The sequence below is a fragment of the Streptomyces sp. NPDC028308 genome (genome assembly GCF_055565855.1).
In genome coordinates this window covers 301,987-323,721 of record NZ_JBVHTO010000002.1, presented here as the reverse complement: position 1 = coordinate 323,721, position 21,735 = coordinate 301,987, and the positions used below count along the sequence as shown (strand labels likewise).

The window sequence follows — 21,735 nt, the reverse complement described above, 5'->3', positions numbered from 1 at the left end:
GTCGCCGCGCGAGCCGTCAGCCGGAGCCGTCGGACGGTGCGGAGGGACGGTGCCCGGGGCCGCGGGTCAGGACGTAGAGGAGGAGCGCCGCCATGACGGCGACACCGGTCCACATGGCGTGCTGCCAGCCCTCGACGAACGACTCCTCGGCCGCCCGGATCAGCGCCTGCCCCTGTGGCCCCGCCCGGTCGGCGACGGCCAGCGCGTTGGAGACGCCTTCGCGTGCGGTGTCGGCGACGCCGTCCGGAACGCCGGACAGCCGGGAGTCGACGGCGCCGCGGTAGCCGGCGGCCAGGAGTGCTCCGAGCAGGGCGACGCCCAGTGCGGTGCCGAGTTCGCGGGTGACGTCGTTGAGCGCGGACGCGACGCCCTGGCGCTCCCGCGGGAGGGCGCCGGTGACGGCCTCCGTGGACGGTGTCATCGACAGGCCCATGCCGGCGCCCATGGCGAGCATGCCGGGGAGGACGGACGGGTAGCCGCCGTCGACGGAGACCATGGCGGCCATGAGGGCGAGCCCGGCACCGGCCAGGAGGATGCCCGCGGCCATGGCCGAACGGGTGCCGACGCGCGCGACCAGGTGCGGGGCGAGGCCGGAGGACGCCATCATGAGCACGGCCATCGGCATCAGGGCGAGCGTGGACAGCAGCCCCGACCAGCCGAGGACGGCCTGGAGGAACGGGAAGAGGACCACGAAGATGCCCGCCTGCACGCCGAAGACGGCCAGGAGCGTGACCGAGCCGCCGGCCAGACCTCGCTCCCGGAACAGGCGCACGTCGAGGAGCGCGGTGTCCCGGCGGCGCAGTTCCCAGGCCACGAAGACGCCGGCGGCGAGGACACCGACGGCCAGGCCGAGCAGCGTTGCGGGCGCGGTCCACCCGGCCTCCGGTCCTTCCTGGAGGGCGTAGACGAGGCCGGCGACGGCGACGACGGAGGTCAGCGCGCCCACCGTGTCGAAGGAGTGCCCGGTCTTCTCGCGGGAGTCGGGGACAGAGCGCAGGGTCAGGACGAGGGCCACGACGACGAGCGCGACGGGCAGGGCGAACAGCCAGCGCCAGCTCGCGACGTCGACCAGAGCGGCGGAGAGGAACATGCCAAGGATGCCGCCACCGCCGGCCACCCCGGTCCATACGCCGATCGCCCGTCCTCGTTCCTCCGCCGGAAAGGTGGAGGCGATGACGGCGAGGGTGATGGGCATGATCATCGCCGCGCCGACTCCGCTGAACAGGCGCGCGGTGAGCATGACTTCGGCCGACGGGGCGAGCCCTGCGACGGCGTTGGCGACGCCGAAGACGGCGAGACCGGTGAGGAGCATGGGCTTGCGGCCCAGCCGGTCGCCGATGGCACCGAGCGGCAGCAGCAGCGCCGCCAGGCTGAGCGTGTAGATGTTGATGATCCACAGGACCGTGCTCTGCGAGGCGCCGAAGGCCACGGCGAGATCGGACTGGGCGACGTTGAGGCCGGACACCGATGCGATGACGGCCATCAGCGCGACGCAGACGGCGGTCAGGATCGCGCGCCGCTGCCGTGCATCGGGTCCTTCCTTGCCGGGGGCGCCTGCCGGGGTGTCGCTGACCTGCGGAGACGGGTCGGTACTCATGGAGTCCTCTCGGGGGGCGTGCGTAGGGCGGGACCCGGACGGCCTCGCGCAGAACCCGGCCGCCCGAAAAGGTGCGGGTAGGGGATAGAGGGGGCGTCGCCGACCGGGACACGGACGACGCTAAGCGCCCCTTGCATCCAGGGCATACACTTTTGCCTATGACGCAAGACGATGGTGAGCTGGACAGCCTGGTACGCAAAAGGATCCGGGCCCTGCGCGTGGCTCAGGGCTGGTCACTGGAGGAGCTGGCCGCCCGTGCCAAGGTCAGCCAGTCCACCCTCAGCCGCATCGAGAACGGCCACCGCCGTCTCGCCCTGGACCAGCTCGTCACCATCGCCCGCGCCCTGGACACCTCCCTCGACCAGCTCGTCGAGAGCGCAACCGACGATGTCGTCTCCAACCCGGTCGTCGACGCCGCGCACGCGCGCATGCACTGGTCGGTCAAGGCGGAGCCGGGGATGACGGTCGTACGTCAGCGCATGACCAGCCCGCCGCCCGACAGCCCTTCGCGCATGCGTGCCCACCCGGGCCGTGAGTGGCTCGTGGTCCTGTCCGGCACCGCGGTCCTGCTGCTGGGCAACCGGCGCTTCCGTATCGAGACCAACCAGGCGGCGGAGTTCCCCACCATGCTTCCGCACGCCATCGGGGCGGAGGGCGGACCCTGCGAGATCCTGGGCATCTTCGACCGTGACGCCCGCCGGGGTCACCAGCGCGGCGAGGACACCGGCGGACCGGGCGGCACATCACCGTGAGCTGTCTCTCCGCCCGTACGGCCCAGGAGTGACTACGGGGCCGGTTCGGAGAGGCGGCGGTGGTAGCGGATGCCGGGGCGTCCGCTGAGTGTGGTGTCACCGACGACGGTGAACCCGTTACGGGCGAGGACCCTCTGCGAGGCCGGGTTGTCGGTCGTGGTGCGCGCGACGAGGGACGTCAGCCCGTAGGCCGCGGCGGCGAGCCCGCACACCTCGGCTACCGCGGCGGTCGCGACGCCCCGTCCCGTCGCGTGTTCCCCGATGCGGTAACCGAGTTCGGCGTTCCCGTCCTGGACGTCCACGAGATTGACCCGGCCCAGCAGGTCGCCCCGCTCGTCCACCACGACGTGGAAGTGGCAGGCGCCGGCGTCCTGTTCGGCCAGGAGGGCGCGGTGGCGAGCCGCGAACTCGCTGAAGTAGGCGTCCCCGCGGTCCGGGATGCTCCGGGCGAAGAACTCCCGGTTCTCGCGCTCGAACGCGAGCAACGCCGGTGCGTGGTCGGCCCGCAACCGCTCCAGCTTCGTCATCCCGGCAGCATACGACCCGGCGATCACGTACCGCCGGGGTCCGGGACAAACCCGGCCGGGGGCAGGCCGGTCACGTGCGGGTGAGCCGGGCGAGGTACGCGTCCAGGGCCTGCACGCGACCGGGCAGGTCCTCGCGGAGGTCCCACCAACGGATGCCGGAGATCTCCGCGTTGGGGTGAAAGGCGCGTACGCCGGCGGTGTGGCCCGTGAAGAGGGCGGCGTACTCGACGCGGCCGTCGGGTGCCAGCGAGAAGCGGGGCCGGCCGACGAACCGCAACGGCTCACGGCTCGACTGGCCGCTCTCCTCGCGCAGTTCACGCACGGCCGCCTGGCGAGGGGTCTCGCCGTCCTCGATGCCGCCGCCGGGGAGTTCCCAGGAACGCCGGTACCGGTCGAAGACCAGTAGCACACGCCCGGCGTGCCACAGGGCGACCAGGGCGACCGGCAACGGCGCGTCGCCGGGCGGTGCTTCCTCATCCCCCGGATGGAAGGAAAGCAGGGCGTTGCCGCGGTCGTCGGCGGCGAGTGGTGGGGCACCGGTACCGGCCATGAGCCCAGGATCCCCGGCCGGACGCCGGAGTGCGAGATGCCCGACGGCTCCTCGGCGCACATCGCAGGGGCCTGATCCGGGACCGCGCCCCTGGTGGAGGTGCCGGGGTTCCCATGCCGGCGCAGGTGTCGGCCCCGGACCAGACCAGCCGCGTACCCGGCAACGGGGTGCCGATACAGGAACTTTGTGCAAAAGACGTGAGAGTGCTCCGCGCACACGGGTAGGGGCGCACCGACTGTCGGTGCGCCCCTACCCGTTTCGCGGTGGCCGTCAGCCGCTGCTACCAGCGGTACCAACGGCCTCGGCTGCCGCCTGCCCCGGTGGAGCGGGCGAAGAAGCCGACGAGCCAGATCACCAGGACGATCACGGCGATCCACCACAGTGCCTTCAGGGCGAACCCGGCACCGAAGAGGATCAGAGCGAGCAGAAGAACGAGAAGCAGGGGAACCATAGTTATCAACCTCCGTTCCGCCGTGTGCCCCGCCGAACCACCCGCACACCTGGAAGTTTTATGCGTTTCTTATCCCCGAGCCGGGGCATCCGGAGACGTCGCCCACCCGCCGTGCGGTGCCCGGGCCGCCGCGTGAGGGGGCGCACGGTCAGCTCACACCGGGGGCGTTCGACCGGCGTATCGGCGGGTAGTCGGCGGCCATGTTCTTCTTCAGCAATCGCGTCGGCTGTCTGGGGTCCCTGCTGATCAGCGTCGTGGCCACCCTTCTCCTCTGGCTGCTCCTGAGCCGCTGACGTCCGCCGCCTCCGGCCCCGGTCCCCGCCGGACGGCCCGACCTGCGGCGGAGACGCGCCGCGCCGGCACTCGTACAGACGTCGGTGGCACGTCAGTCCGCCGGGTCACCCGATGGGTGATCTTCCCCGTGTCGCCGGGCGGGCCCGGTCAGTCTCGTAGCGGGAACTGGGTGGGCCGCCGCCCCGTCCGCAGCCGGACATCGCGCTGCCGGACCCGCGGCGGCCGCAAGCAGAGGGGGACGGCGTGACGGACGAGACCGGACGAGCACGGGGCGCGGGACACAGTGACGTGCTGCTGCTGGGCGCGGGCGTGGCGGACCTGGCCATCGGCGCGATGAGCACCGTCGTAGGAGGACTGCGCGGACTGCTGGGCCGCTCCGACGTGGTGGAACTGGCCGGAGAGGGGCGGGAGGACCTCAAGGCGCGCGGTCAGCTCGCACTGGACCGCTACGCCGCACGGCCCCCGGCGCACATGGAGGTGCTGGCGCGCCACGCGGCAGCCCGGCGCGCCGGCGGCGCCGATGACTGAGGGCAGCGCCCACACGGCCCTCAAGGCCCGGGTCGACCGGGTGCTGAGCGACTTCGTGCGCCAGGAGGCCGACCTCCTCCTGGACATCGACGAGCGGCTCGCGCCGGTGGCCGAACAACTGGAGATCGCCACCCTGCACGGCAAGCGGCTGCGGGCGGCGTTCTGCTACTGGGGCTGGCGGGCGGCCGGACAGCCGGACAGCGACGCCCTGGTGCGGGCGGCGGCCTCGATGGAACTCGTGCACGCGGCGGCGGTCGTCCACGACGACCTCATCGACGCGAGCAGCATCCGGCACGGCCTGCCGACCGCGCATCGCGCCCTGCGCGCCGTCACCTCCGAGGGCCCCCGTCCCAAGGCGGCCGCCCGTTGGCTGGCCATGCTCGTGGGGGACCTGCTGATGTCCTGGACCGGGCAGCTGTTCACCACCTGCGGCCTGCCTGCCGCCTACCTCTCGAGGGCCCGCCCCGCGTGGGCGGTCCTGGCCAGGGAGCTGGTGGCCGGCGAGTGCCTGGAGATCCTGCGCACCGGCCGGCCGCCGGACACCGACACGTCGCTGAAGGTCATCCGCTACAAGACCGCCAAGTACACCGTCGAACACCCCCTGCGCATCGGGGGCCTGCTCGCCGGGGCGCGCGGCGGGCTGCTGGAGGCGTACTCCGACTACGGACTGCCGCTGGGGGAGGCCTTCCAACTGCGCGACGACCTGCTGGGCCTGTTCGGCGACCCGGCGCGCACCGGGAAGGCCAACGCGGACGACCTCATCGCCCGCCGCCCCACCGCACTGCTGGCGCAGACGTGGCAGAGCGCGTCCGCCGCCGAGCGGGACGAACTGACGCGGCTGCTGGGGCGGCGCGACCTCGATCAGGACGGCGTGTTCCGGGTGCGGGAGATCATGCACGGCGCCGGTGCCCCCGCCCGCATCGAGGCGATGATCGCCGAGCGGATCGCCGTCGCCGCCGCCGTCCTGCACGACACGGACCTGCCTCCCGAAGCCGGCCGTGCCCTCGGCCACCTGGCGCATACGGCCACCGCCCGCCGGCACTGACATCCCGCCGCGCCCCTACGTGCGCGCGGCTCCTTTCGTGAAGACCCGCAAGGAGTCCCAGATGGTCTACACCGAGCAGTCCCTGCAAGCGTTGCGGGAGGCGGGCGACGAACTGGCCGACGCCACCGTGGCTACCCTCTTCGAGCGGGGCGAGGTCGGCAAGTTCAACACCCTCATGCGTTACTTCTCCACCGCCGGGCAGGAGTTGCCCGACGGACTGCCGGAGGTCGCCCGCGCCTATCTGCACGAGACGGCGGCCCCGCCCTCGTGGGTGGACTGGGCGGAGATGGAGAAGGCGCGGCTGTTCTTCATCGACAACAACGTGCACATCTCCACCGCCCTGTCCTTCGCCTCCATGCCGGCCTGTTACGTCGTGCCGCACGTCGCCAGGCTCCTGTCCGCGACGCACGGCCTGAGCTACCCCTCCAAACGGATGGCGGAGACAGGGCAGTTCACCGTCCATCTCATGCAGCCGGACGCCTTCGAGGCAGGCGGCCGCTTCGTCCCCGCCGCGCAGAAGGTGCGCCTGCTGCACGCCTCCATCCGCCACCACCTGCGCCGGGAGGGGTGTTGGGACACGGCGAGTCTGGGCGTCCCGATCTGCCAGGAGGACATGATCGGGGGACAGATGATGTTCTCCATCCAGGCCCTGGACGCCCTGCACCGGCTCGGCATCCACATGAGCACGGAGGGCGCCGAGTCCTACTACTACGCGTGGCGCGTGGTGGGCGCCATGCTGGGCGTCGACCAGGAACACGTACCGCAGGACCTCGAACAGGCCCGCCAGTTCTCCGACTTGTACATGACCCGCCACATGGGCCCCTCGGAGGAGGGCGCCCACCTCACCCGTCAACTCCTCGACCTGTACGAGGAGGTCGTCCCCGGGACCCTCTTCGATCCCGTCGTCGGCGCCCTCATCCGCTATCTCGTCGGCGACACCTGCGCCGACTGGCTCCAGGTGCCCCGCACCCCCTGGGACACGGCGGTCAAGGCCGCCCCCGCTCTGCTGGGCGTCCTGGAGACGATCGAGGACCGCTCCCCGCTGGGAGCCTGGGCGCTGGACCGCCTCGGCCACCTGACGACCCGCTTCGAACTCAGCTCACTGACCCGCGGCCGCGTGATGCACTACGCGATCCCCGAACACCTCAAGAAGGCCTACGACGTCCCCACCGCGGTGCCCCGCGCCCGCCGCTGGACACCGCCCGCCCCCACCCTCGCCCCCTGAGACCGGGCGCGGACGGCAACCGTTCCGGTCACCGGGACCGGCCCGTCGGGACCCGTGCTCAGACGTCGCCCCGGAACCAGTCGCGCTGGATCCGGTGCGCGAGGGCACGGCGCACCGACGCCGAACCGGTGGCGGCGGCGGTGTTCTTCCCAGGCACGTCGAGGCGGCGGCTGATCTCGTCGTACGCCCTGCGGTAACCGCCGGGCAGCTCGCCCCGACCCGACCGCAGGTCCTCCTCCACCAGACGGCGCAGCTCGTCGACGCTCTCGGGAGTGAAGCGCCTCCTGCCGCGGGCGAGGGCCTGGACGCGCTGCGTGCAACGGGCGTCGTCGCCGCATGACTCGGAGATCGCGTCGGCGAGCGCCCACAACCGCCCTTCGAGCCAGGGGGCGTCGTCCTGGTCCAGGGTGAGGTCCACCGTCGGAGACGCGTCGCGGCCCTGGTGCCTGGTCAACTGCTTGGACACGGCGGGCTGGCTCATCCCGGTGAGGCGGGCGATCTTCTCCTGGGTCCAGCCGAAACCGGCGAAGACGGGGATCAACTCGGCGCGCAGCGCCCGCATCTCCTCGCCCGCGCGGATGATCTCGTTGATACCAACCAGCATCGCCTCGGCCTGCTTCTCGCTCAGCGCCGAGGGGTCCGCGTGTTCCCTGTCTCCACCTGCCATGCCTTGGTTATACACCCTGGCCGCATCGGGTCATAACCGGGTTGTAAAACCTGGTTATAGCTGTCAGGATCCCGGCCATGCCCACCTTCCTCGCACCCGACGGAACCCGCCTCGCCTACCGCACCGCGGGCAGCGGCCCTCCGCTGATCTGCGTCCCCGGCGGTCCCGCCGACTCCCGCTACCTCGGCGACCTCGGCGGCCTCTCCGCACACCGCCGCCTGATCGTCGCGGACCTGCGCGGCACCGGCCGTTCCGCGAAGCCCGCGGACACCTCGACCTATCGTTGCGACCGTCTGGTCGACGACATCGAGGCGCTGCGCGGGCACCTGGACCTGCCCCGCGTCGACCTGCTCGGCCACTCCGCCGGCACGAACGTCGCCGTCCAGTACGCGGCCCGTCACCCGGAGCGCCTGCACACCCTCGTCCTTGTCGGCCCGAGCACCCGCGCCGTCGGCCTGGAGATCACCGGGCGAACGCGGCGCGACCTCGCCCGACTGCGCAGCGGGGAACCGTGGTTCGCGTCGGCGTACACGGCCCTGGAGACGCTCACCGAAGGCGCCGATGGTGACCCGGAGGCCATCACACCCTTCTTCTACGGCCGTTGGGACGACGCCGCGCGTCAGCACCACAGCGCCGGCCGGCCGCGTAACGAGGACGCGGTCGCCCACTTCGCCGCGGAGGGCGCCTTCACCCCGCGCGCCACCCGGGAGGCGCTCGCTGCCTGCCCGGCGCCGGTCCTGCTGCTCACCGGCGAGTACGACGTCAACAGCCCTCCGCGGTCGGTGGCGGAGCTGGCGGCGCTGTTCCCGGACGCGCGGCTGGAGGTGCAGCCGGCCGCGGGCCACTACCCGTGGCTCGACGACGCCGGGCGGTTCGTTGCGGTGACGGAGGCGTTCCTGGCGCGGCACGGGTGAGGCGGCACAGTTCTCGGTGAACAGCCCTCAGGTCCACCCGAGTTACTCACGCGGCCTCGCTCCGACACCCCATTGCGTGGACCCTGTTGCCTCACCTCCTCCTCGTGGATGCGATCCCCGAGCCCCTGAGACCTCCATTCGGCCGGAGGGCGGAAGCCGCGGGCGGGACAGCTGCGGGCGGCGGCCGTCCTCGCCACCGCCACCGCGCCCCCGCCCGTCAACCACTCGCGGCCAGGTTCACCCTCGCCCTCCGTGGCCCCATGACCGTCGCCCGTGCAACGGCGCGCTGTACGAGGCGGTCGGGTGGAGAGGGCGTATACGCAGGTCAGGTGGCGCGCTCGCGGCGATGACGGTGCTCGGCGGGGCGCGCCGGCGGAGGGCGCGCGAGGGTTTCATCCGTTGCCGCGGGCGCCGCGGATTGGTCGGTTAGCCAATTAAATCCCTTTCGGCCCGACACCAATCCGGCTCCCGCCCCGGACCGGATTCCCCACGTGAGGACAGAGCAGAACGACCGGCAACCACCCGCACTCTGGGCGCGGCTCCTTCTCGGCGCGCTCAGCGGGTTCCTGGCCGGTTTCGCCGCCCTGGCGGTCGCGGAGCTGGTGTCCGCGGCGGTGCGCCCGCAGGCGGGTCCGGTCGTCGCCGTCGGGGGTGCGGCGATCGACCGCACGCCCGCCCCGGTGAAGGACTGGGCCATCCGCCACTTCGGCACCGACGACAAACTCGTCCTGCAACTGGGCATCGTCGCCGCGCTGACCCTGCTCGCACTGGCACTCGGGATCCTGGCGGTCCGTCACCGCCGCCTGGGAGCAGCCGGGGTGCTCCTCTTCGGAGTCGTCGGAGCCGTGGCGGCCACCAGCCGTCCCGACTCCACCGGTCTCGGAGACGCCCTGCCCTCGGTCGTCGGCGCCCTCGCCGGTGCGCTGCTGCTCTACCTGCTGATCGGAAGGCTGTACGCACCCGCCCCGCACGCCGTCGGCGCGGCGTCGACGGCGCCCGCCGAGGACCCGGCGCCGCACGACGGCACCGGCTCGCCCGAGGCGTCCGGAGCCGGATCGCCCGCACGGGCCGGGGACGAGGCGGGCGGACGCGGCTGGGACCGCCGGGGATTCGTCATCGCGGCGACCGCCGCCGCAGCCGTGTCCGCCGGCGCCGGACTGTGGGGCCGCTCGCTCAACGGCCGTACCGGCAAGGAGGCGGTCGCCTCGCGCGACCGGCTCGTCCTGCCCGCGCCCTCCTCCGCCGCACCGCCCGTCCCCAGGGGAGCCGGGCTGCGCGTGGCCGGCGTGAGCCCGTTCGTGACGCCCACCAAGGACTTCTACCGGGTGGACACCGCTCTGGTCGTACCGAAGGTGGACGCGACGAACTGGCGGCTGCGGATCCACGGAAAGGGCGTGGCCCGTCCGACGACGCTCACCTTCGAGGACCTGCTCCGCCGTGAACTCGTCGAGCGGCACATCACGTTGACGTGCGTGTCGAACGAGGTCGGCGGCCCGTACGTGGGCAACGCGCGCTGGATCGGGGTCCGGCTCGCGGACCTCCTGGGCGAGTGCGGTGTCCGGCCGCCCTCGCGCGGCGGACCGGCCGATCAGCTGGTGGCCCGCTCGGTCGACGGCATGACCATCGGCAGCCCGGTCGAGGACGTCATGGACGGCCGCGACGCGCTGCTGGCGGTGGGCATGAACGGCGAACCGCTGCCCTTCGAGCACGGGTTCCCGGTCCGCATGCTGGTGCCCGGCCTGTACGGGTACGTGTCGGCCTGCAAGTGGATCGAGGACATCGAGCTGACCACGTTCGACGCCTACGACCCGTACTGGGTCAAGCGCAAGTGGGCCCGGAAGGCGCCGATCAAGACGCAGTCCCGGATCGACACCCCCAAGCCGTTCGCCCGTCCCGCGGCCGGCGCGGTCATGGTCGCCGGGGTCGCCTGGGCCCAGCACCGGGGCGTCGACCGGGTCGAGGTCCGCGTGGACGACGGCCCCTGGCAGCAGGCGGACCTGGCCGCCGAGGACACCCGCGACACCTGGCGCCAGTGGTCCTTCCCCTGGAAGGCGACCCGAGGCGCCCACACCCTGACCGTGCGCGCCACCGACCGCAGCGGCCGGGTGCAGACCGACCGGCGCACCCGCACCATCCCGGACGGGGCCAGCGGTCGCCACTCGGTGGTGGTCACCGTCGACTGACCACGCCCACAAGCCACTTCAACCGATTCATCAAGCATATCCCTACGCAGCGTTTCCTACGCAACATCCGACTGGAGAACCGTCATGAACACTCGTATCCGCCGCACCGCCGTCACCGTCGCCGCAGTCGCCATGCTGCCGATCGCGCTGACCGCCTGTTCCGACGACAGCAAGGACTCCGGATCGTCCGGCTCGTCGAAGACCTCCGCCTCCGCGGCGGCCACCGACACCTCGGCCGGCGGCACCGCCGACGAGATGAGCTCCGACGAGCCGTTCGGCCCGGCCTGCGCCTCGGTGCCCAAGGACGGCGCGGGCTCCTTCGACGGCATGGCCAAGGACCCGGTGGCCACCGCCGCCTCCAACAACCCGGCCCTGTCCACGCTGGTCACGGCCGTGAAGAAGGCCGGTCTGGTCGACACGCTCAACAACGCGGAGAACATCACCGTGTTCGCGCCGACCAACGACGCCTTCGCGAAGATCCCGAAGGCCGACCTGGACAAGGTCCTCAACGACAAGGCGCAGCTGACGAAGATCCTCACCTACCACGTCGTCGGCCAGAAGCTCACCCCCAAGGACCTGGAGAACGGCTCCTTCCCGACGCTGGAGAAGTCCAAGCTGACCACCTCGGGCTCCGGTGAGTCCTACACCGTGAACGACTCCGCCAAGGTCGTCTGCGGCAACGTCAAGACCGCCAACGCCAACGTCTACATCATCGACACCGTGCTGATGCCCAAGAGCTGACGCAGGTCGACAGCGGCGCCGCCGGGCTCAGGTCCCGGCGGCGCCGCGCCACGGTCCTCCTGTGACGGGGAGAGAAGGGGCGGGCGGGGCATCTTGCCCCGCCCGCCCCTGTCCCCGCCGCGGGCGGTCCCGCCTCCGCTTCACCAGGGCAGGGGGCCCTCCGCGTCGAAGTAGCCGCCCGTCGGTCCCTCGGGACCGGTCATCGCCATCCGGACGATGATCTCGGCGCCCTCCTCGACGGTCTGCGTGCCGGTGTGCCCGTTCAGGTCGGTCGCGGTGTACCCGGGCTCGACGGCGTTGACCCGCATGCCGGGGAACGCCTTCGCGTACTGCACGGTGACCATGTTCAGCGCGGCCTTCGAGGCCGGGTAGGCGACCCCTGGATACGCGTACGTCGGCGTGCCCGCGGAACTCACCGCGGTCAGGGAGGCCAGCCCGCTGCTGACGTTCACCACGACCGGCGCGGCGGAACGCGCCAGCAGGGGCAGGAACGCGTGCAGGACACGCACCGTGCCGAAGACGTTCGTCTCGAACAGCGGACGCATCAGGTCCGCGGTCAGCTCCGCGGCGCCCACCACGCCGCCCTGCGGGGTGCGCCCCTCGATGCCGGCGTTGTTGACCAGCACGTCCAGTCCGCCGTCGGCTTCGACCCTCTTCGCCGCCGCCGTCACGGACTCCTCGTCGGTGACGTCGATGAGCAGCGGCCGGGCACCCAGCCGCTCGGCGGCCCGCCGCCCGCGCTCGGCGTCCCGGCTGCCCACGTACACGGTGTGACCGGCCGCGACGAGCCGTCGCGCGGTCTCGAAACCCAGGCCCTTGTTGGCTCCGGTGATCAGTGTTGTCGTCATGCCCCAAGACTCGGCCGCCGCGGTTCGCACAGCCAGATGCCCAGGCTTCCTGGGACCAGCGGTACCAGGCACCCCCGTCCCCCGCGCGGCACACTGGGCGCATGGCGACGGCGGAGTTCGGACAGGCGGTACGGCGCTGGCGTGACCGCGTCTCACCCGAGAGCGCCGGGCTGCCCGCCGGCGGCCAGCGGCGCGCGGCCGGGCTGCGCCGGGAGGAGCTGGCCCTGCTGGCCGGGATCTCCGTCGACTACGTCACCCGCCTCGAACAGGGCCGCGCCTCCCACCCCTCGGCGCAGGTCGTCGCCGCCCTGGCCCGGGCGCTGCGGCTGTCCGACACCGAGCGCTCCCACCTGTTCCGGCTGGCCGGGCTGGCACCGCCGGGACCCGAGACGGTGCCCGGCCACCTCACCCCGAGCGTCCAGCGGATGCTGGACCGGCTCACCGGCACCCCCGTCGCCGTCTACGACGCGGCCTGGACACTGCTGGTGGCCAACGCCGCGTACGCCGCGCTGATGGGTGACGTCTCGGGGTGGCGCGGCCACCAGCGCAACGGCGTGTGGCGCAACTTCCTCGGCCCCGGCAGCCGGGTGCGGCACACCCCGGACGAGCGGCGCGCGTTCGAGGCCGCGCTGGTCGCCGACCTGCGTGCGGCCGCCGACCGCTATCCGGCGGACCCCGGACTGCGGCGTCTGGTGGGGGAACTGCGCTCCGGCAGCGCCCGGTTCGCCGAGCTGTGGGACTCCGGCGCGGTCGGACACCACCGGGCCGCCCGCAAGACCATCGACTATCCGCAGACGGGCGCCCTGACCCTGGACTGCGACGTGCTCACCGTCGCGGGCAGCGACCTGCGCATCATGGTCTACACGGCCGAGCCCGGCACCCCCGACGCCGAGCGCCTCGCCCTGCTCACCGTCCTGGGCACCCAGACGCTCGTCGGCTGACCGGGCACGGGAGCGGCCAGAGGCACACTCGCGGCAGCCCGTGCCGCTCGCCGGTCGGCCACCGGTTCCCCGCTCAGCGGGCGGAGGCGAGTACCAGCGTCCACCAGGAGCCGCGGCGCCCGGCCCGGACGCCGGCACCGGCATCGTCGTACCCGCAGTTCAGGACGATGGAGCGGTGCGGCGGGCTGTCCATCCAGGCCTCGACGGCGGCCCTGGGCGTGGCGGGTCCGGCGGTGATGTTCTCGCCCGCCTGACCGAACCGGTATCCGGCCGCCCGCAGCCGGCTCGCCGTGGTGCTGCCACCGCTTCCGGTGTGGGACAGCCGCCCGTGCCGGGCCATGTCCGCGCTGTGCCGGCGGGCGGCCCGGCCGAGCGCGCCGTTCGGGTGCACGGGCGGGCAGCCGGCGCGGTCGCGGTACCGGTTGACGGCCGCGATCACGGCGGCCTCGGAGGAGGCGCGCAGCACGGGCAGAGCAGGCGGCCAGCGACCCGTCACGGCGGGCGGCACCCACAAGGGGACCGGCTGGCGGGGCGGCGGCCAGGGCACCGGCGGGGGCCCGGCCCAGGACGGCACCGCGAGGGCGCACAGGAACGCGACCGCGGCGAGAGCGACCGCGGTGACCGACCGGATGCGGAACACCATTTCGTCCCCCTTCTCGACAGGGTCCACAGGCCTTGCGAGGCCGGTGGGTACGCGGACACGAGGTCCGGTCATTCTCGGGCGCCGTACGGCGGTGCCGCCGCCGCGGCCGGTCCGTCCGGAGTAACACCGCCACCCCGCACCGCCGGTCGCCCACCCCGACCGGGCGCGGAGCCCGTACGTCCGCCACTCCGGGCCGGGCACGCGGGCCGCAAGCCGCGGCCACGTACCTTGTGCGCACGCCCCCGGCCGTCCTGAACAGGCACCGAGTCCGCCGTTCGTCCGCCGGCCCCGGAGTGGGACCGGCGGACGACGCGTTGTCCTAGAGGGCGCCGCCCCGCGAGAGGGTGGTCTCCCGTACAAAGCGCTGGACCCCCTCGGCGAACGGTCGGGGCTCCTCCACGTGCCCCATGTGACCGCTGTTCTCCAGGACCAGCAGGCGGGAGTCGGGGATCAGTTCGGCCAGTTCGAGGCCCCAGCGCATGCCGCAGATCACGTCGTGCCGGCCCACGATCACCAGAGCCGGTACCGCCAGGTCCTTCAGCGCGGCACGGTCGTCGACGACGTCGGGAGCGAGGTCCTCGTCCAGGCCCGAGACGTGGGTGGCCCGGATCGCGTCCCGGAACGGGGTGTACCGCTCGACGTCGCCCCAGTAGTCGGCGAAGTAGGACGGCAGTACGCCTTTGGCCACCGCCTCGGTCTGCTCGTCGCTCTCGATGGCGGACATGGCGGCGAACGCGGCCAGCACGCCGGGCAGTTCGGGATGCCCGGCGTGGCGGGCCGCGAACGCCTCGACCATGCGGGCGGCCTCGGCGCCGTGCTCCGGGCCGGTCACGGGGGAGCCCTCGTACAGCACGACGCCGGCCAGCTGCCCGGAGCGGTGCAGGGCGTGGTGGGCGGCGACGAATGCGCCGTGCGAGTGCCCCAGCAGGTGCACCTTCGGCACGCCGAGCCGGTTGGTGAGTATCTGCAGGAAGCGGCTGTAGCGCTCGCGCGTGTATCCGTGCGGGTGCGAAGGCAGACGGCTGTCCTGGGCGGTGCCGACGGGTTCGACGTACACCATGGTCAGGTGTGCCTCGAGGGCGGGCATGCGCAGGTACTCCCAGGAGATGCCGGGGCCGCCCGGGTGGGCCACGCACACCGGCCCCGTGCCGTGGACGTGGTACCGCTGGACCACGCCGCCCAGTCGGTAGGTGTGGGTGCCGGGGGAGAGGGCCGGCTCTGTGTGCGCGCTGGTCGTGTCCATCGGGACCTCCGTGCGGTGTGTGGGTTTCTGACACCGACACGAGAGTTCGCCCGCCGATAAGTTCGATGGTCGACGTGTGATCCGGCTCACAGGGAGGGGGTGTGGCGGCTCGGTCACGGGTCTGGACCTACGTCTCAACCCGCTTCGGCAGGTGCTGACTTCGGCTGTGTGCGGGGCGAGTGGTACAGGGAGATCCTGTCGACACGGCCGCCGTCCAGAGTCATGATCCAGGCGACGCCCGGGGGACAGTGGTCCGGATCGTCGGCCGGGTTGAGGAATTCCATCTCCCACACGACCAGGGAACGTCCGGCCACCACATGGACCGGCCGCTGGCGTACGCCCGCCGCGAGGTCGCAGTCCATGCCCGCCAGCAGGAAGCGGGTCCCGCCGAGCCGCTCACCCCGGGTCAGCAGGGAGACGTCGCGGGAGTAACGGTCCTTGACGACCTTGTCGAATTCCCCGCGCTCGGCTGCCGCGAGCGTCTCGTGGGCCTCCTGCCGGCTGGCCTCCGTACGCCGTGTCACGTCCTCGTGCGCCGAGGACGCCGTGGCGGTGAGTGCGCGGGCGAGTAGGGCGCGGGCCTGGCTGAGCCGGCTCCGGACGGTGCCGACCGGCACGGCGCAGGCCTCGGCGATCTGCGCGTAGGAGGTGATGCCGGTGGAGAAGTAGCGCAGGACGACCGGCAGCCGCAGCGTCGGCGACAGCGTCTCGACCGCCGCCCAGATCCAGTCCCGCAGCGCGTGGCTCTCCAGGAGGTGCTCGGGGGTGACGCGGTCGGGCGGGAGCGGCACCTGTGCCACGGGCCGGGTGCGGCGGGCGTCCCGCAGCAGGGCCCGGCAGCTGTTGCGTACCACCATGCGCAGCCACGGGCCCACGGCCCGGGGGTCGCGGACGTCCACGATCCGCCGCAGCGCCACGAGTGCGGCGTCCTGCATGACGTCGTCCACGTCCGGGCCTGGCCCCAGCAGGCTGAGGGCCACCGCGCGCATGCCGGGCCGGTGCCGCTCCAGGAGCCCGGCCAGGGCGGACACGTCGCCCGCCTGTGCGGCCAGGGTGAGCGCGGCATCGTGTGCGACGTCGTCCGCAGTCCCGCTCACACCCGTCCTCCTGTCGCCCCACATGTGTCGCGATCCTAACCGCGACGGTCACACGTGTGCCGGGCGGCGGTCCCGTGGAGCCCGGCGGGGTGGGCGCCGCCGTCCTCGTCTCGGAACCTCGGAGCGGCGCTCCCTGTTCCCTGGGGTCTTTCTCGCCCTCGCCCCCGAGTTGGCCCGGCAAGGGCCGAGAGGCGTACCGGGCTCGCACCGGGGGCGACCGCCGGGACCTCGTAGCGGTGGGCGAGGGTGCGCCGGTCACCGGTGGCCGGCGGCCCTGGTGCGTGTCGCCGCGGTGGTTTCGTCGATACTGCATGCAGACGCGGTACGCAGCAGAGCTGCCACGGACGAAAGAACCTCCCGCAGGAAGGCCCCACACGGTGACCACCGTCGCATACCAGGGTGAACCCGGATCCAACTCGGCGACCGCCGCGCACGCCCTGTTCTCGGTCGGCGGCGAGGTGGCCTGCACCAGCTTCGAGCAGGCCCTGGACGCGGTGACCCTCGGTGAGGCCGACGTCGCCGTGATCCCGGTGGACAACTCGGCCGCGGGCCGCGTCGCCGACGTGCACCATCTGCTGCCGGAGTCGGGGCTGTTCATCGTCGGCGAGTACTTCCTGGCGATCCGCTTCGACTTGATGGGCGTACCCGGCGCCACCCTGGACCAGGTGGAGTGCGTCCGCAGCCACGTGCACGCGCTGGGGCAGTGTCGCAAGCTGCTGCGGGAAGGCGGCTGGCGCACGCTCGTCAGCGACGACACGGCCGGGGCGGCGCGCGAGGTGGCCGAGTTGGGCGATCCTCGGCACGCCGCGCTGGCCCCGCCCGCCGCGGCCGCGCTCTACGGTCTCGACGTGCTGCGCCCCGAGGTCGAGGACGACCCGGACAACACCACGCGGTTCGTGGTGCTGTCCCGGGACGCGGCCCCGGCGCCGGACGCGGGGAACCCGAAGATGACGAGCGTGTTCTTCAGCGTGCGCAACATCCCGAGCGCCCTCTACAAGGCACTCGGCGGCTTCGCCAGCAGCGGCGTCAACCTCACCAAGATCGAGAGCTACCAGATCGGCGCGGGGCTGGGGGCCAGCCGCTTCTACGTCGAGATCGAGGGACACCCGGACGACGAGCGCGTCGCCCTCGCCCTGGACGAACTGCGTTTCTTCTCCACCGAGGTGCGGCTCCTGGGCGTGTACCCCGCGGACCCCCACCGACTGAAGGCCTGACCTGGCCCGGGTGCGGGAACCAGCCGCCCCGGACAGCGGGTGCCTTGCGCGAGGTCACACGTATCGCGTGAGCACCGTGGAACCTGAAGATACGCCGCGGTGTCGTCGACGTACACGGACTCCTCGCCGCGCAGGCGGAGTTGCTCCAGCACGAATTCGTAGATCCCCCCGGCTCGCGCCGCTTGCGCATGCCGTGCACCTCCGAAAGCACCACGGCGTCGTAGGGGTCTTCCAGCTCGTACCCGTCGCATCCCGCGCGTGTGCCGCGCCGCGGAGGAGATGGGCTACGACGGGACGCGCGCGCGTACGGGCGCGTTCCTCGGTCAGGGAGCCCCGAGGCCGTGCAGCAGGGTGTCGACGACGACGTCCGCCGCCCGGCCCGGGCTCAGTTCGGGCAGCTGCCGGTTCACGAGGTGCGTCAACTGGGGCAGCAGCGCGCTCGCCCACCCCTGCGGCAGATCGGAGCGCAGGAGTCCTTCGTCGGTGGCCCGTTGGAGGAAGGTGTCCACTTCGGTCACGGAGGTGTCCCGGCGTTGGCGGATGGTGTCGTGGGTGAGCATGCGGGTGAGGTCGACGGGCCAGGTGCGGTTGACGGTGATGACGTTCTCGACGTAGCGGTGCAGGGCGACGGTGACGGGTGCTTCGCGTAGTCGGGCGTCTTCGATGGCGTTCTCGATGGCGGTGAGGCGGGCTTCGTAGATGGCGGCGAGGAGTTCTTCGCGGGAGGCGAAGCGTCGGTAGACGGTACGTCGGTCGACGCCGGCTTCGGCGGCGATGCTCGCGATGCTGGCGCCGGGGTCGGCGGCGAGCATGCGGGCTCCGGTCGTCAGGACGGCTTCCAGGTTGCGCGCTGCGTCGGCTCTCACGCGGCGATTCTATCGGTGATCTGTGACCCTTGAGGCATTTAGCGTCCTTACGGTGTGTATCACTTCCATCTAAGTGCTACATTCAAGAGGCAGATAAAGGAGATAATGCCAGCAGGGTGAGGCGTGGACGGAACGGGCGCAGCACCTCTGCTCCTTCGGAGAGAGGCAAGTCGATGTCGAAGACACAGTCCGCGTCACCGCGGGCAGGTGGTGTCGCCGCCGCCATGGGCGCGCTGATCCTGGCGGTCCTGCTCGCCGCGCTCGACCAGACCATCGTTTCCACCGCGCTGCCCCGGATAGCGCAGGACCTGGACGGGTTCGACGACATCGCCTGGGTCAGTGCCGCGTACCTGCTCGCCTCGACCGCCGTGACACCGCTGTGGGGCAAGCTCGGCGACATGTTCGGCCGCAAGCGGCTCTACCTGACCTCGACCGGGATCTTCCTGACCGCCTCGGTGGCCTGCGGCCTGGCCCAGACCCTCCCCGAACTGATCGGCGCCCGGGTCCTCCAGGGCGTGGGTGGCGGCGGCATGATCGTGTTGACCTTCGCCCTGGTCGGCGACATCGTCGCCCCGAGCGAGCGCGGCCGGTACCAGGGGATGTTCGGCTCGGTCTACGGCGTCGCCAGCATCGTCGGCCCGCTGCTGGGCGGCATCTTCACCGACCAGCTCTCCTGGCGGTGGGCCTTCCTGATCAACCTGCCGGTCGGGATCGTCGCCCTCGTCCTCGCCGCCCGGGCGCTGCCCGCGGCCACCCGGGGCGCCAGGGCCCGTATCGACTACGCGGGCGCCACCGTCCTGGCCGCCATCGCCACCGGGCTGGTCCTCGTGACGTCCTTCGGTGAGCGGTGGGGCTGGGGCTCACCGGCCATCATCGGCCTGATCGCCGCCACCCTCGCGCTGGCCGCACTGCTGGTGCCCGTCGAGCGCCGGGCCGCGGCCCCGGTCCTGCCGCCGGCCATGCTCGGCTCCCGGACCGTGGTCTTCTCCTCGCTGATCGGCTTCTTCGCGAACGCCGCCATGTTCGCCGTCCTGGTCTACCTGCCGACCTACCTCCAGATCGTCCACGGTGTCTCGGCGACCCTGTCCGGAATCCACATGCTGCCGCTGGTCGCCGGCCTGGTCGTCAGCCAGTCCCTCGCCGGACGCTGGACCGCTCACGTCGAAAGGCTGCGCCTGATCCTGCTCGGGGGCCTGGCCGCCAACCTCGCCGGACTCCTGCTGCTGGGCACCATCGGGGGTGGTACCGGCACCCTGGCCCTGAGCGGCTACTTCCTGATCACGGGCGTCGGTATCGGCATGGTCCCCATGGTCGTACTGACCACCGTCCAGAACAGCGTGCCCACCGCCGACCTGGGCGCCGCGAGCGCAGTCGTGACCTTCGCCCGCTCGATCGGCGCGGCGTTCGGAGTCGCCGTCTTCGGCAGCCTGCTCAACTCCGGTTTCGCCGAGCGCACCCGCGCCCTGCCCACCGTCGGCGGCTTCGACGCCGCCCGGCCCGACACCGTCGGCCACCTGCCCGCCTCCCTGCGCGACACCGCGCTCGACGCCTTCGCCCACGCCACCGCCACCGGCTACCTGTGGATCGCCCCGAGCCTGGCGGTCGGGATCGTCCTCGCCCTCTTCCTCAAGCCCTCCCGCGAGAGGGAGGGCCCGGATGGGAGCGCCGGCAACATCCCCGACAGCGCCGTACAGGAGACCGTCGCCGCCTGAAGCGCGCACACAGCCGCATCGACCGGCCGGCACCCGCACCGGGGCCGGCCGTCGGCATGTCCGCCCCCGCCGACCAGTTCGGCGCGAGCCGGTGGCCGCATCCCTAGTGCTCGTCAGCATTCGGTGGAGCATCATCACCTGTCAAGACGGTGACAGGAGTGAGAGGGCTTCCAGGTTGGTGCGTGCGGGTGTGACTCTGCACTTTGCGCAGGTGTCGGCTCGCGCCGGGGCATCCCTGTCGAAACGCCTGCGCTGCCGGGAAGAGCGAGGCTCTTCCCGGCAGCGCAGGCGGGGCGTGCGGAGAGACCCGGCGGAAGCGGCCAGGACGCCCCGTGCGATGGGCGACGGGCTAGAGATGGTCCGCGTCGACCACCGCCTGGGCGAAGACGCTAGGGGCCTCCTGCGGCAGGTTGTGGCCGATGTTCTCGACGGTGCGGTGCGCGTAGGGGCCGGTGAAGTGGTCGCGGTAGGCCGAACCCCCACCGGGTGCGGTGAACGGGTCGAGGGCCGCGTCAAGGGTGACGGTGGGGACGTGGATGGGGGGCTGGGCGGCGAGCAGCTTCTCATAGCGGTCGTAGCGGGGCTCACCCTCCACGAGGCCGATGCGCCACCGGTAGTTGAACAGGACGACGGCGGCGTAGTCGGGGTTCTTGAACGCCTCGGCCGTGCGGTTGTACGTGGCGTCGTCGAAGTCCCAGTTGGGGGAGACGAGTTCCCACACGTAGCGGCACAGCGCGAGGCGCTCCTCCTCGTCCTCCATGGCCTGCTTGCCGCGAGGGGTGGCGAAGTACCACTGGTACCACCAGTTGTGCTCGACGGCCGGGGCGGCAGGCGTCAGCTGCGCCTTGCGGTTGGTGATGAGATAACCGCTGGTGGAGACAAGGGCCTTGACCCTCTCGGGCCACAGCGCGGCGATGATGTCGGCGGTGCGCGAGCCCCAGTCGAAGCCGGCCAGTACCGCCTTGTCGATCTTCAGTGCGTCCATGAGGGCGATGATGTCGAGCGCTACGGCGGACTGTTCGGCGGTGCGGGGGGTGCTGCGGGACAGGAAGCTCGTGCTGCCGTGCCCGCGCAGGTAGGGGACGATCACGCGGTAGCCGAGGTCGGCGAGGAGCGGTGCGACGTCGACGAAGCTGTGGATGTCGTACGGCCAGCCGTGCAGAAGGACGACGACCGGGCCGTGGGCGGGCCCGGCCTCGGCGTATCCGATGTCGAGGACTCCGGCCTTGACCTGCTTGAGCCTGCGGAAACCGGTGTGGGTGCCGGGGGTGATCGTGGGCACGGCGGGGGCGGACGCGCCTGCCGCCTGGTGCGCGGCGGTGGAGGCGGACGCGCCGTTCTGCAGGCCGGCCAGCGAGACCGCTGCCGCACCGGTGCCCAGGCCTACGGCCTTGCTGAATGTGCGCCTGTTGATCATGGTGAGAAACCCTCCGTCGTGCGTGTCCGGTGACCGGCTCGCGCCCGGAGTCCTCCCTTCGCACCTGCGGTACGAGGTGGCTCCGGCGCCTCGGTGCGATGACCCTCACACACGTTGCGTCACCTGTCAAACAGGTGACATGGTGCGTCGCGGGTATGGGTCAAGTCCTACCGTCGGCTTTACCGACTCTCGGTTGTGTACGTAAGAATCTAAAGTGCTACATTGAAGTGACAGTTTTGAGTGAGTGAGTAGACGACTCAATGTCACGGAAGAGGGCGAG

21 protein-coding genes are annotated in these 21,735 nt (G+C 72.0%); 10 read left to right on the top strand and 11 right to left on the bottom strand.

Annotated features, from left to right (window positions below; all coding sequences use genetic code 11):
* Positions 1-16: 16 nt before the first annotated feature.
* Entirely contained in the window at positions 17-1,597 is a 1,581-nt protein-coding gene (locus ACZ4VA_RS05775; RefSeq protein WP_468079997.1) for an MFS transporter, read from the bottom strand.
* A gap of 158 nt (positions 1,598-1,755) precedes the next feature.
* Between ACZ4VA_RS05775 and ACZ4VA_RS05770 the strand changes: the two genes are divergently transcribed.
* On the top strand, positions 1,756-2,349 hold the full coding sequence (locus ACZ4VA_RS05770) for a helix-turn-helix domain-containing protein (protein ID WP_355787362.1): 594 nt from the start codon (positions 1,756-1,758) through the stop codon (positions 2,347-2,349).
* Positions 2,350-2,381: 32 nt separating this feature from the next.
* On the opposite strand, the gene ACZ4VA_RS05765 is transcribed toward ACZ4VA_RS05770, so the two are convergent.
* The 3 genes from ACZ4VA_RS05765 to ACZ4VA_RS05755 all read right to left on the bottom strand — a co-directional run bounded on the left by ACZ4VA_RS05765 (position 2,382) and on the right by ACZ4VA_RS05755 (position 3,877).
* Positions 2,382-2,876 (bottom strand): GNAT family N-acetyltransferase, encoded by a 495-nt coding sequence (locus ACZ4VA_RS05765; RefSeq protein ID WP_356240736.1) that lies wholly within the window; start codon positions 2,874-2,876, stop codon positions 2,382-2,384.
* A 70-nt stretch (positions 2,877-2,946) separates the two neighbouring features.
* Positions 2,947-3,426: an NUDIX hydrolase gene (locus tag ACZ4VA_RS05760; RefSeq protein WP_356167675.1), complete on the bottom strand. Its 480-nt coding sequence runs from the start codon at positions 3,424-3,426 to the stop codon at positions 2,947-2,949.
* Between the two features lie 280 nt (positions 3,427-3,706).
* Positions 3,707-3,877 carry a DUF5670 family protein gene (locus ACZ4VA_RS05755; protein ID WP_355787373.1) on the bottom strand — a complete coding sequence of 57 codons (171 nt, stop codon included), beginning with the start codon at positions 3,875-3,877 and terminating at the stop codon, positions 3,707-3,709.
* Between the two features lie 537 nt (positions 3,878-4,414).
* Here ACZ4VA_RS05755 and ACZ4VA_RS05750 point away from each other — a divergent pair.
* From ACZ4VA_RS05750 to ACZ4VA_RS05740, 3 genes are all read left to right on the top strand, one after another.
* On the top strand, positions 4,415-4,699 hold the full coding sequence (locus ACZ4VA_RS05750; protein WP_389389842.1) for a polyprenyl synthetase: 285 nt from the start codon (positions 4,415-4,417) through the stop codon (positions 4,697-4,699).
* Positions 4,692-5,744 carry a polyprenyl synthetase family protein gene (locus ACZ4VA_RS05745; RefSeq protein WP_468079993.1) on the top strand — a complete coding sequence of 351 codons (1,053 nt, stop codon included), beginning with the start codon at positions 4,692-4,694 and terminating at the stop codon, positions 5,742-5,744. Before ACZ4VA_RS05750 ends, ACZ4VA_RS05745 begins: the two co-directional genes overlap by 8 nt.
* 61 nt (positions 5,745-5,805) lie before the next feature.
* A complete protein-coding gene (locus tag ACZ4VA_RS05740; protein ID WP_468080322.1) occupies positions 5,806-6,969 on the top strand; it encodes an oxygenase MpaB family protein in 1,164 nt (387 codons plus the stop codon).
* 58 nt (positions 6,970-7,027) lie between these two features.
* Here the strand turns inward: ACZ4VA_RS05740 and ACZ4VA_RS05735 are convergent, their stop codons facing one another.
* Positions 7,028-7,636 carry a sigma-70 family RNA polymerase sigma factor gene (locus ACZ4VA_RS05735; RefSeq protein ID WP_468079991.1) on the bottom strand — a complete coding sequence of 203 codons (609 nt, stop codon included), beginning with the start codon at positions 7,634-7,636 and terminating at the stop codon, positions 7,028-7,030.
* A gap of 77 nt (positions 7,637-7,713) precedes the next feature.
* On the opposite strand from ACZ4VA_RS05735, the gene ACZ4VA_RS05730 reads away from it, so the two are divergent.
* From ACZ4VA_RS05730 to ACZ4VA_RS05720, 3 genes are all read left to right on the top strand, one after another.
* Positions 7,714-8,550 carry an alpha/beta fold hydrolase gene (locus ACZ4VA_RS05730; RefSeq protein ID WP_355794431.1) on the top strand — a complete coding sequence of 279 codons (837 nt, stop codon included), beginning with the start codon at positions 7,714-7,716 and terminating at the stop codon, positions 8,548-8,550.
* A gap of 491 nt (positions 8,551-9,041) precedes the next feature.
* Positions 9,042-10,733, top strand: a complete 1,692-nt coding sequence (locus tag ACZ4VA_RS05725; RefSeq protein ID WP_388905269.1) for a molybdopterin-dependent oxidoreductase — start codon at positions 9,042-9,044, stop codon at positions 10,731-10,733.
* 84 nt (positions 10,734-10,817) lie between these two features.
* Entirely contained in the window at positions 10,818-11,474 is a 657-nt protein-coding gene (locus tag ACZ4VA_RS05720) for a fasciclin domain-containing protein (protein ID WP_356240723.1), read from the top strand.
* A gap of 140 nt (positions 11,475-11,614) precedes the next feature.
* Here the strand turns inward: ACZ4VA_RS05720 and ACZ4VA_RS05715 are convergent, their stop codons facing one another.
* On the bottom strand, positions 11,615-12,322 hold the full coding sequence (locus tag ACZ4VA_RS05715; RefSeq protein WP_389389838.1) for an SDR family NAD(P)-dependent oxidoreductase: 708 nt from the start codon (positions 12,320-12,322) through the stop codon (positions 11,615-11,617).
* A gap of 101 nt (positions 12,323-12,423) precedes the next feature.
* Between ACZ4VA_RS05715 and ACZ4VA_RS05710 the strand changes: the two genes are divergently transcribed.
* Positions 12,424-13,263 carry a helix-turn-helix transcriptional regulator gene (locus ACZ4VA_RS05710; protein ID WP_468079988.1) on the top strand — a complete coding sequence of 280 codons (840 nt, stop codon included), beginning with the start codon at positions 12,424-12,426 and terminating at the stop codon, positions 13,261-13,263.
* A gap of 73 nt (positions 13,264-13,336) precedes the next feature.
* Here ACZ4VA_RS05710 and ACZ4VA_RS05705 read toward each other — a convergent pair whose 3' ends face one another.
* The 3 genes from ACZ4VA_RS05705 to ACZ4VA_RS05695 all read right to left on the bottom strand — a co-directional run bounded on the left by ACZ4VA_RS05705 (position 13,337) and on the right by ACZ4VA_RS05695 (position 16,246).
* Positions 13,337-13,906: a CAP domain-containing protein gene (locus tag ACZ4VA_RS05705; protein WP_468079986.1), complete on the bottom strand. Its 570-nt coding sequence runs from the start codon at positions 13,904-13,906 to the stop codon at positions 13,337-13,339.
* Between the two features lie 319 nt (positions 13,907-14,225).
* A complete protein-coding gene (locus tag ACZ4VA_RS05700) occupies positions 14,226-15,149 on the bottom strand; it encodes an alpha/beta fold hydrolase (RefSeq protein WP_468079984.1) in 924 nt (307 codons plus the stop codon).
* 134 nt (positions 15,150-15,283) lie between these two features.
* A complete protein-coding gene (locus ACZ4VA_RS05695) occupies positions 15,284-16,246 on the bottom strand; it encodes an RNA polymerase sigma factor (RefSeq protein ID WP_388905278.1) in 963 nt (320 codons plus the stop codon).
* A 377-nt stretch (positions 16,247-16,623) separates the two neighbouring features.
* Here ACZ4VA_RS05695 and ACZ4VA_RS05690 point away from each other — a divergent pair, with 377 nt between their 5' ends.
* Positions 16,624-17,460, top strand: coding sequence for a prephenate dehydratase (locus ACZ4VA_RS05690; RefSeq protein ID WP_468079981.1), 837 nt, complete (start codon positions 16,624-16,626; stop codon positions 17,458-17,460).
* A gap of 323 nt (positions 17,461-17,783) precedes the next feature.
* Here ACZ4VA_RS05690 and ACZ4VA_RS05685 read toward each other — a convergent pair whose 3' ends face one another.
* Entirely contained in the window at positions 17,784-18,272 is a 489-nt protein-coding gene (locus tag ACZ4VA_RS05685; protein ID WP_355792635.1) for a TetR/AcrR family transcriptional regulator, read from the bottom strand.
* 227 nt (positions 18,273-18,499) lie between these two features.
* Between ACZ4VA_RS05685 and ACZ4VA_RS05680 the strand changes: the two genes are divergently transcribed.
* The gene (locus ACZ4VA_RS05680) at positions 18,500-20,038 is read left to right on the top strand and encodes an MDR family MFS transporter (RefSeq protein WP_452921384.1); all 1,539 of its coding nucleotides are present in this window, start codon (positions 18,500-18,502) and stop codon (positions 20,036-20,038) included.
* A gap of 349 nt (positions 20,039-20,387) precedes the next feature.
* Here ACZ4VA_RS05680 and ACZ4VA_RS05675 read toward each other — a convergent pair whose 3' ends face one another.
* Positions 20,388-21,455: an alpha/beta fold hydrolase gene (locus ACZ4VA_RS05675; protein WP_452922232.1), complete on the bottom strand. Its 1,068-nt coding sequence runs from the start codon at positions 21,453-21,455 to the stop codon at positions 20,388-20,390.
* Between the last annotated feature and the right edge of the window lie 280 nt (positions 21,456-21,735).

What these genes read in the sequence shown, in the direction of transcription:
- ACZ4VA_RS05720 (WP_356240723.1), top strand. Translation starts at nt 10,818, where the DNA reads ATGAACACTCGTATCCGCCGCACCGCCGTCACCGTCGCCGCAGTCGCC.
- ACZ4VA_RS05770 (WP_355787362.1), top strand. Translation starts at nt 1,756, where the DNA reads ATGACGCAAGACGATGGTGAGCTGGACAGCCTGGTACGCAAAAGGATC.
- ACZ4VA_RS05685 (WP_355792635.1), bottom strand. Translation starts at nt 18,272, where the DNA reads ATGCTCGCCGCCGACCCCGGCGCCAGCATCGCGAGCATCGCCGCCGAA.
- ACZ4VA_RS05760 (WP_356167675.1), bottom strand. Translation starts at nt 3,426, where the DNA reads ATGGCCGGTACCGGTGCCCCACCACTCGCCGCCGACGACCGCGGCAAC.
- ACZ4VA_RS05700 (WP_468079984.1), bottom strand. Translation starts at nt 15,149, where the DNA reads ATGGACACGACCAGCGCGCACACAGAGCCGGCCCTCTCCCCCGGCACC.
- ACZ4VA_RS05715 (WP_389389838.1), bottom strand. Translation starts at nt 12,322, where the DNA reads ATGACGACAACACTGATCACCGGAGCCAACAAGGGCCTGGGTTTCGAG.
- ACZ4VA_RS05680 (WP_452921384.1), top strand. Translation starts at nt 18,500, where the DNA reads ATGTCGAAGACACAGTCCGCGTCACCGCGGGCAGGTGGTGTCGCCGCC.
- ACZ4VA_RS05745 (WP_468079993.1), top strand. Translation starts at nt 4,692, where the DNA reads ATGACTGAGGGCAGCGCCCACACGGCCCTCAAGGCCCGGGTCGACCGG.
- ACZ4VA_RS05675 (WP_452922232.1), bottom strand. Translation starts at nt 21,455, where the DNA reads ATGATCAACAGGCGCACATTCAGCAAGGCCGTAGGCCTGGGCACCGGT.
- ACZ4VA_RS05710 (WP_468079988.1), top strand. Translation starts at nt 12,424, where the DNA reads ATGGCGACGGCGGAGTTCGGACAGGCGGTACGGCGCTGGCGTGACCGC.
- ACZ4VA_RS05735 (WP_468079991.1), bottom strand. Translation starts at nt 7,636, where the DNA reads ATGGCAGGTGGAGACAGGGAACACGCGGACCCCTCGGCGCTGAGCGAG.
- ACZ4VA_RS05775 (WP_468079997.1), bottom strand. Translation starts at nt 1,597, where the DNA reads ATGAGTACCGACCCGTCTCCGCAGGTCAGCGACACCCCGGCAGGCGCC.
- ACZ4VA_RS05705 (WP_468079986.1), bottom strand. Translation starts at nt 13,906, where the DNA reads ATGGTGTTCCGCATCCGGTCGGTCACCGCGGTCGCTCTCGCCGCGGTC.
- ACZ4VA_RS05740 (WP_468080322.1), top strand. Translation starts at nt 5,806, where the DNA reads ATGGTCTACACCGAGCAGTCCCTGCAAGCGTTGCGGGAGGCGGGCGAC.
- ACZ4VA_RS05730 (WP_355794431.1), top strand. Translation starts at nt 7,714, where the DNA reads ATGCCCACCTTCCTCGCACCCGACGGAACCCGCCTCGCCTACCGCACC.
- ACZ4VA_RS05765 (WP_356240736.1), bottom strand. Translation starts at nt 2,876, where the DNA reads ATGACGAAGCTGGAGCGGTTGCGGGCCGACCACGCACCGGCGTTGCTC.
- ACZ4VA_RS05755 (WP_355787373.1), bottom strand. Translation starts at nt 3,877, where the DNA reads ATGGTTCCCCTGCTTCTCGTTCTTCTGCTCGCTCTGATCCTCTTCGGT.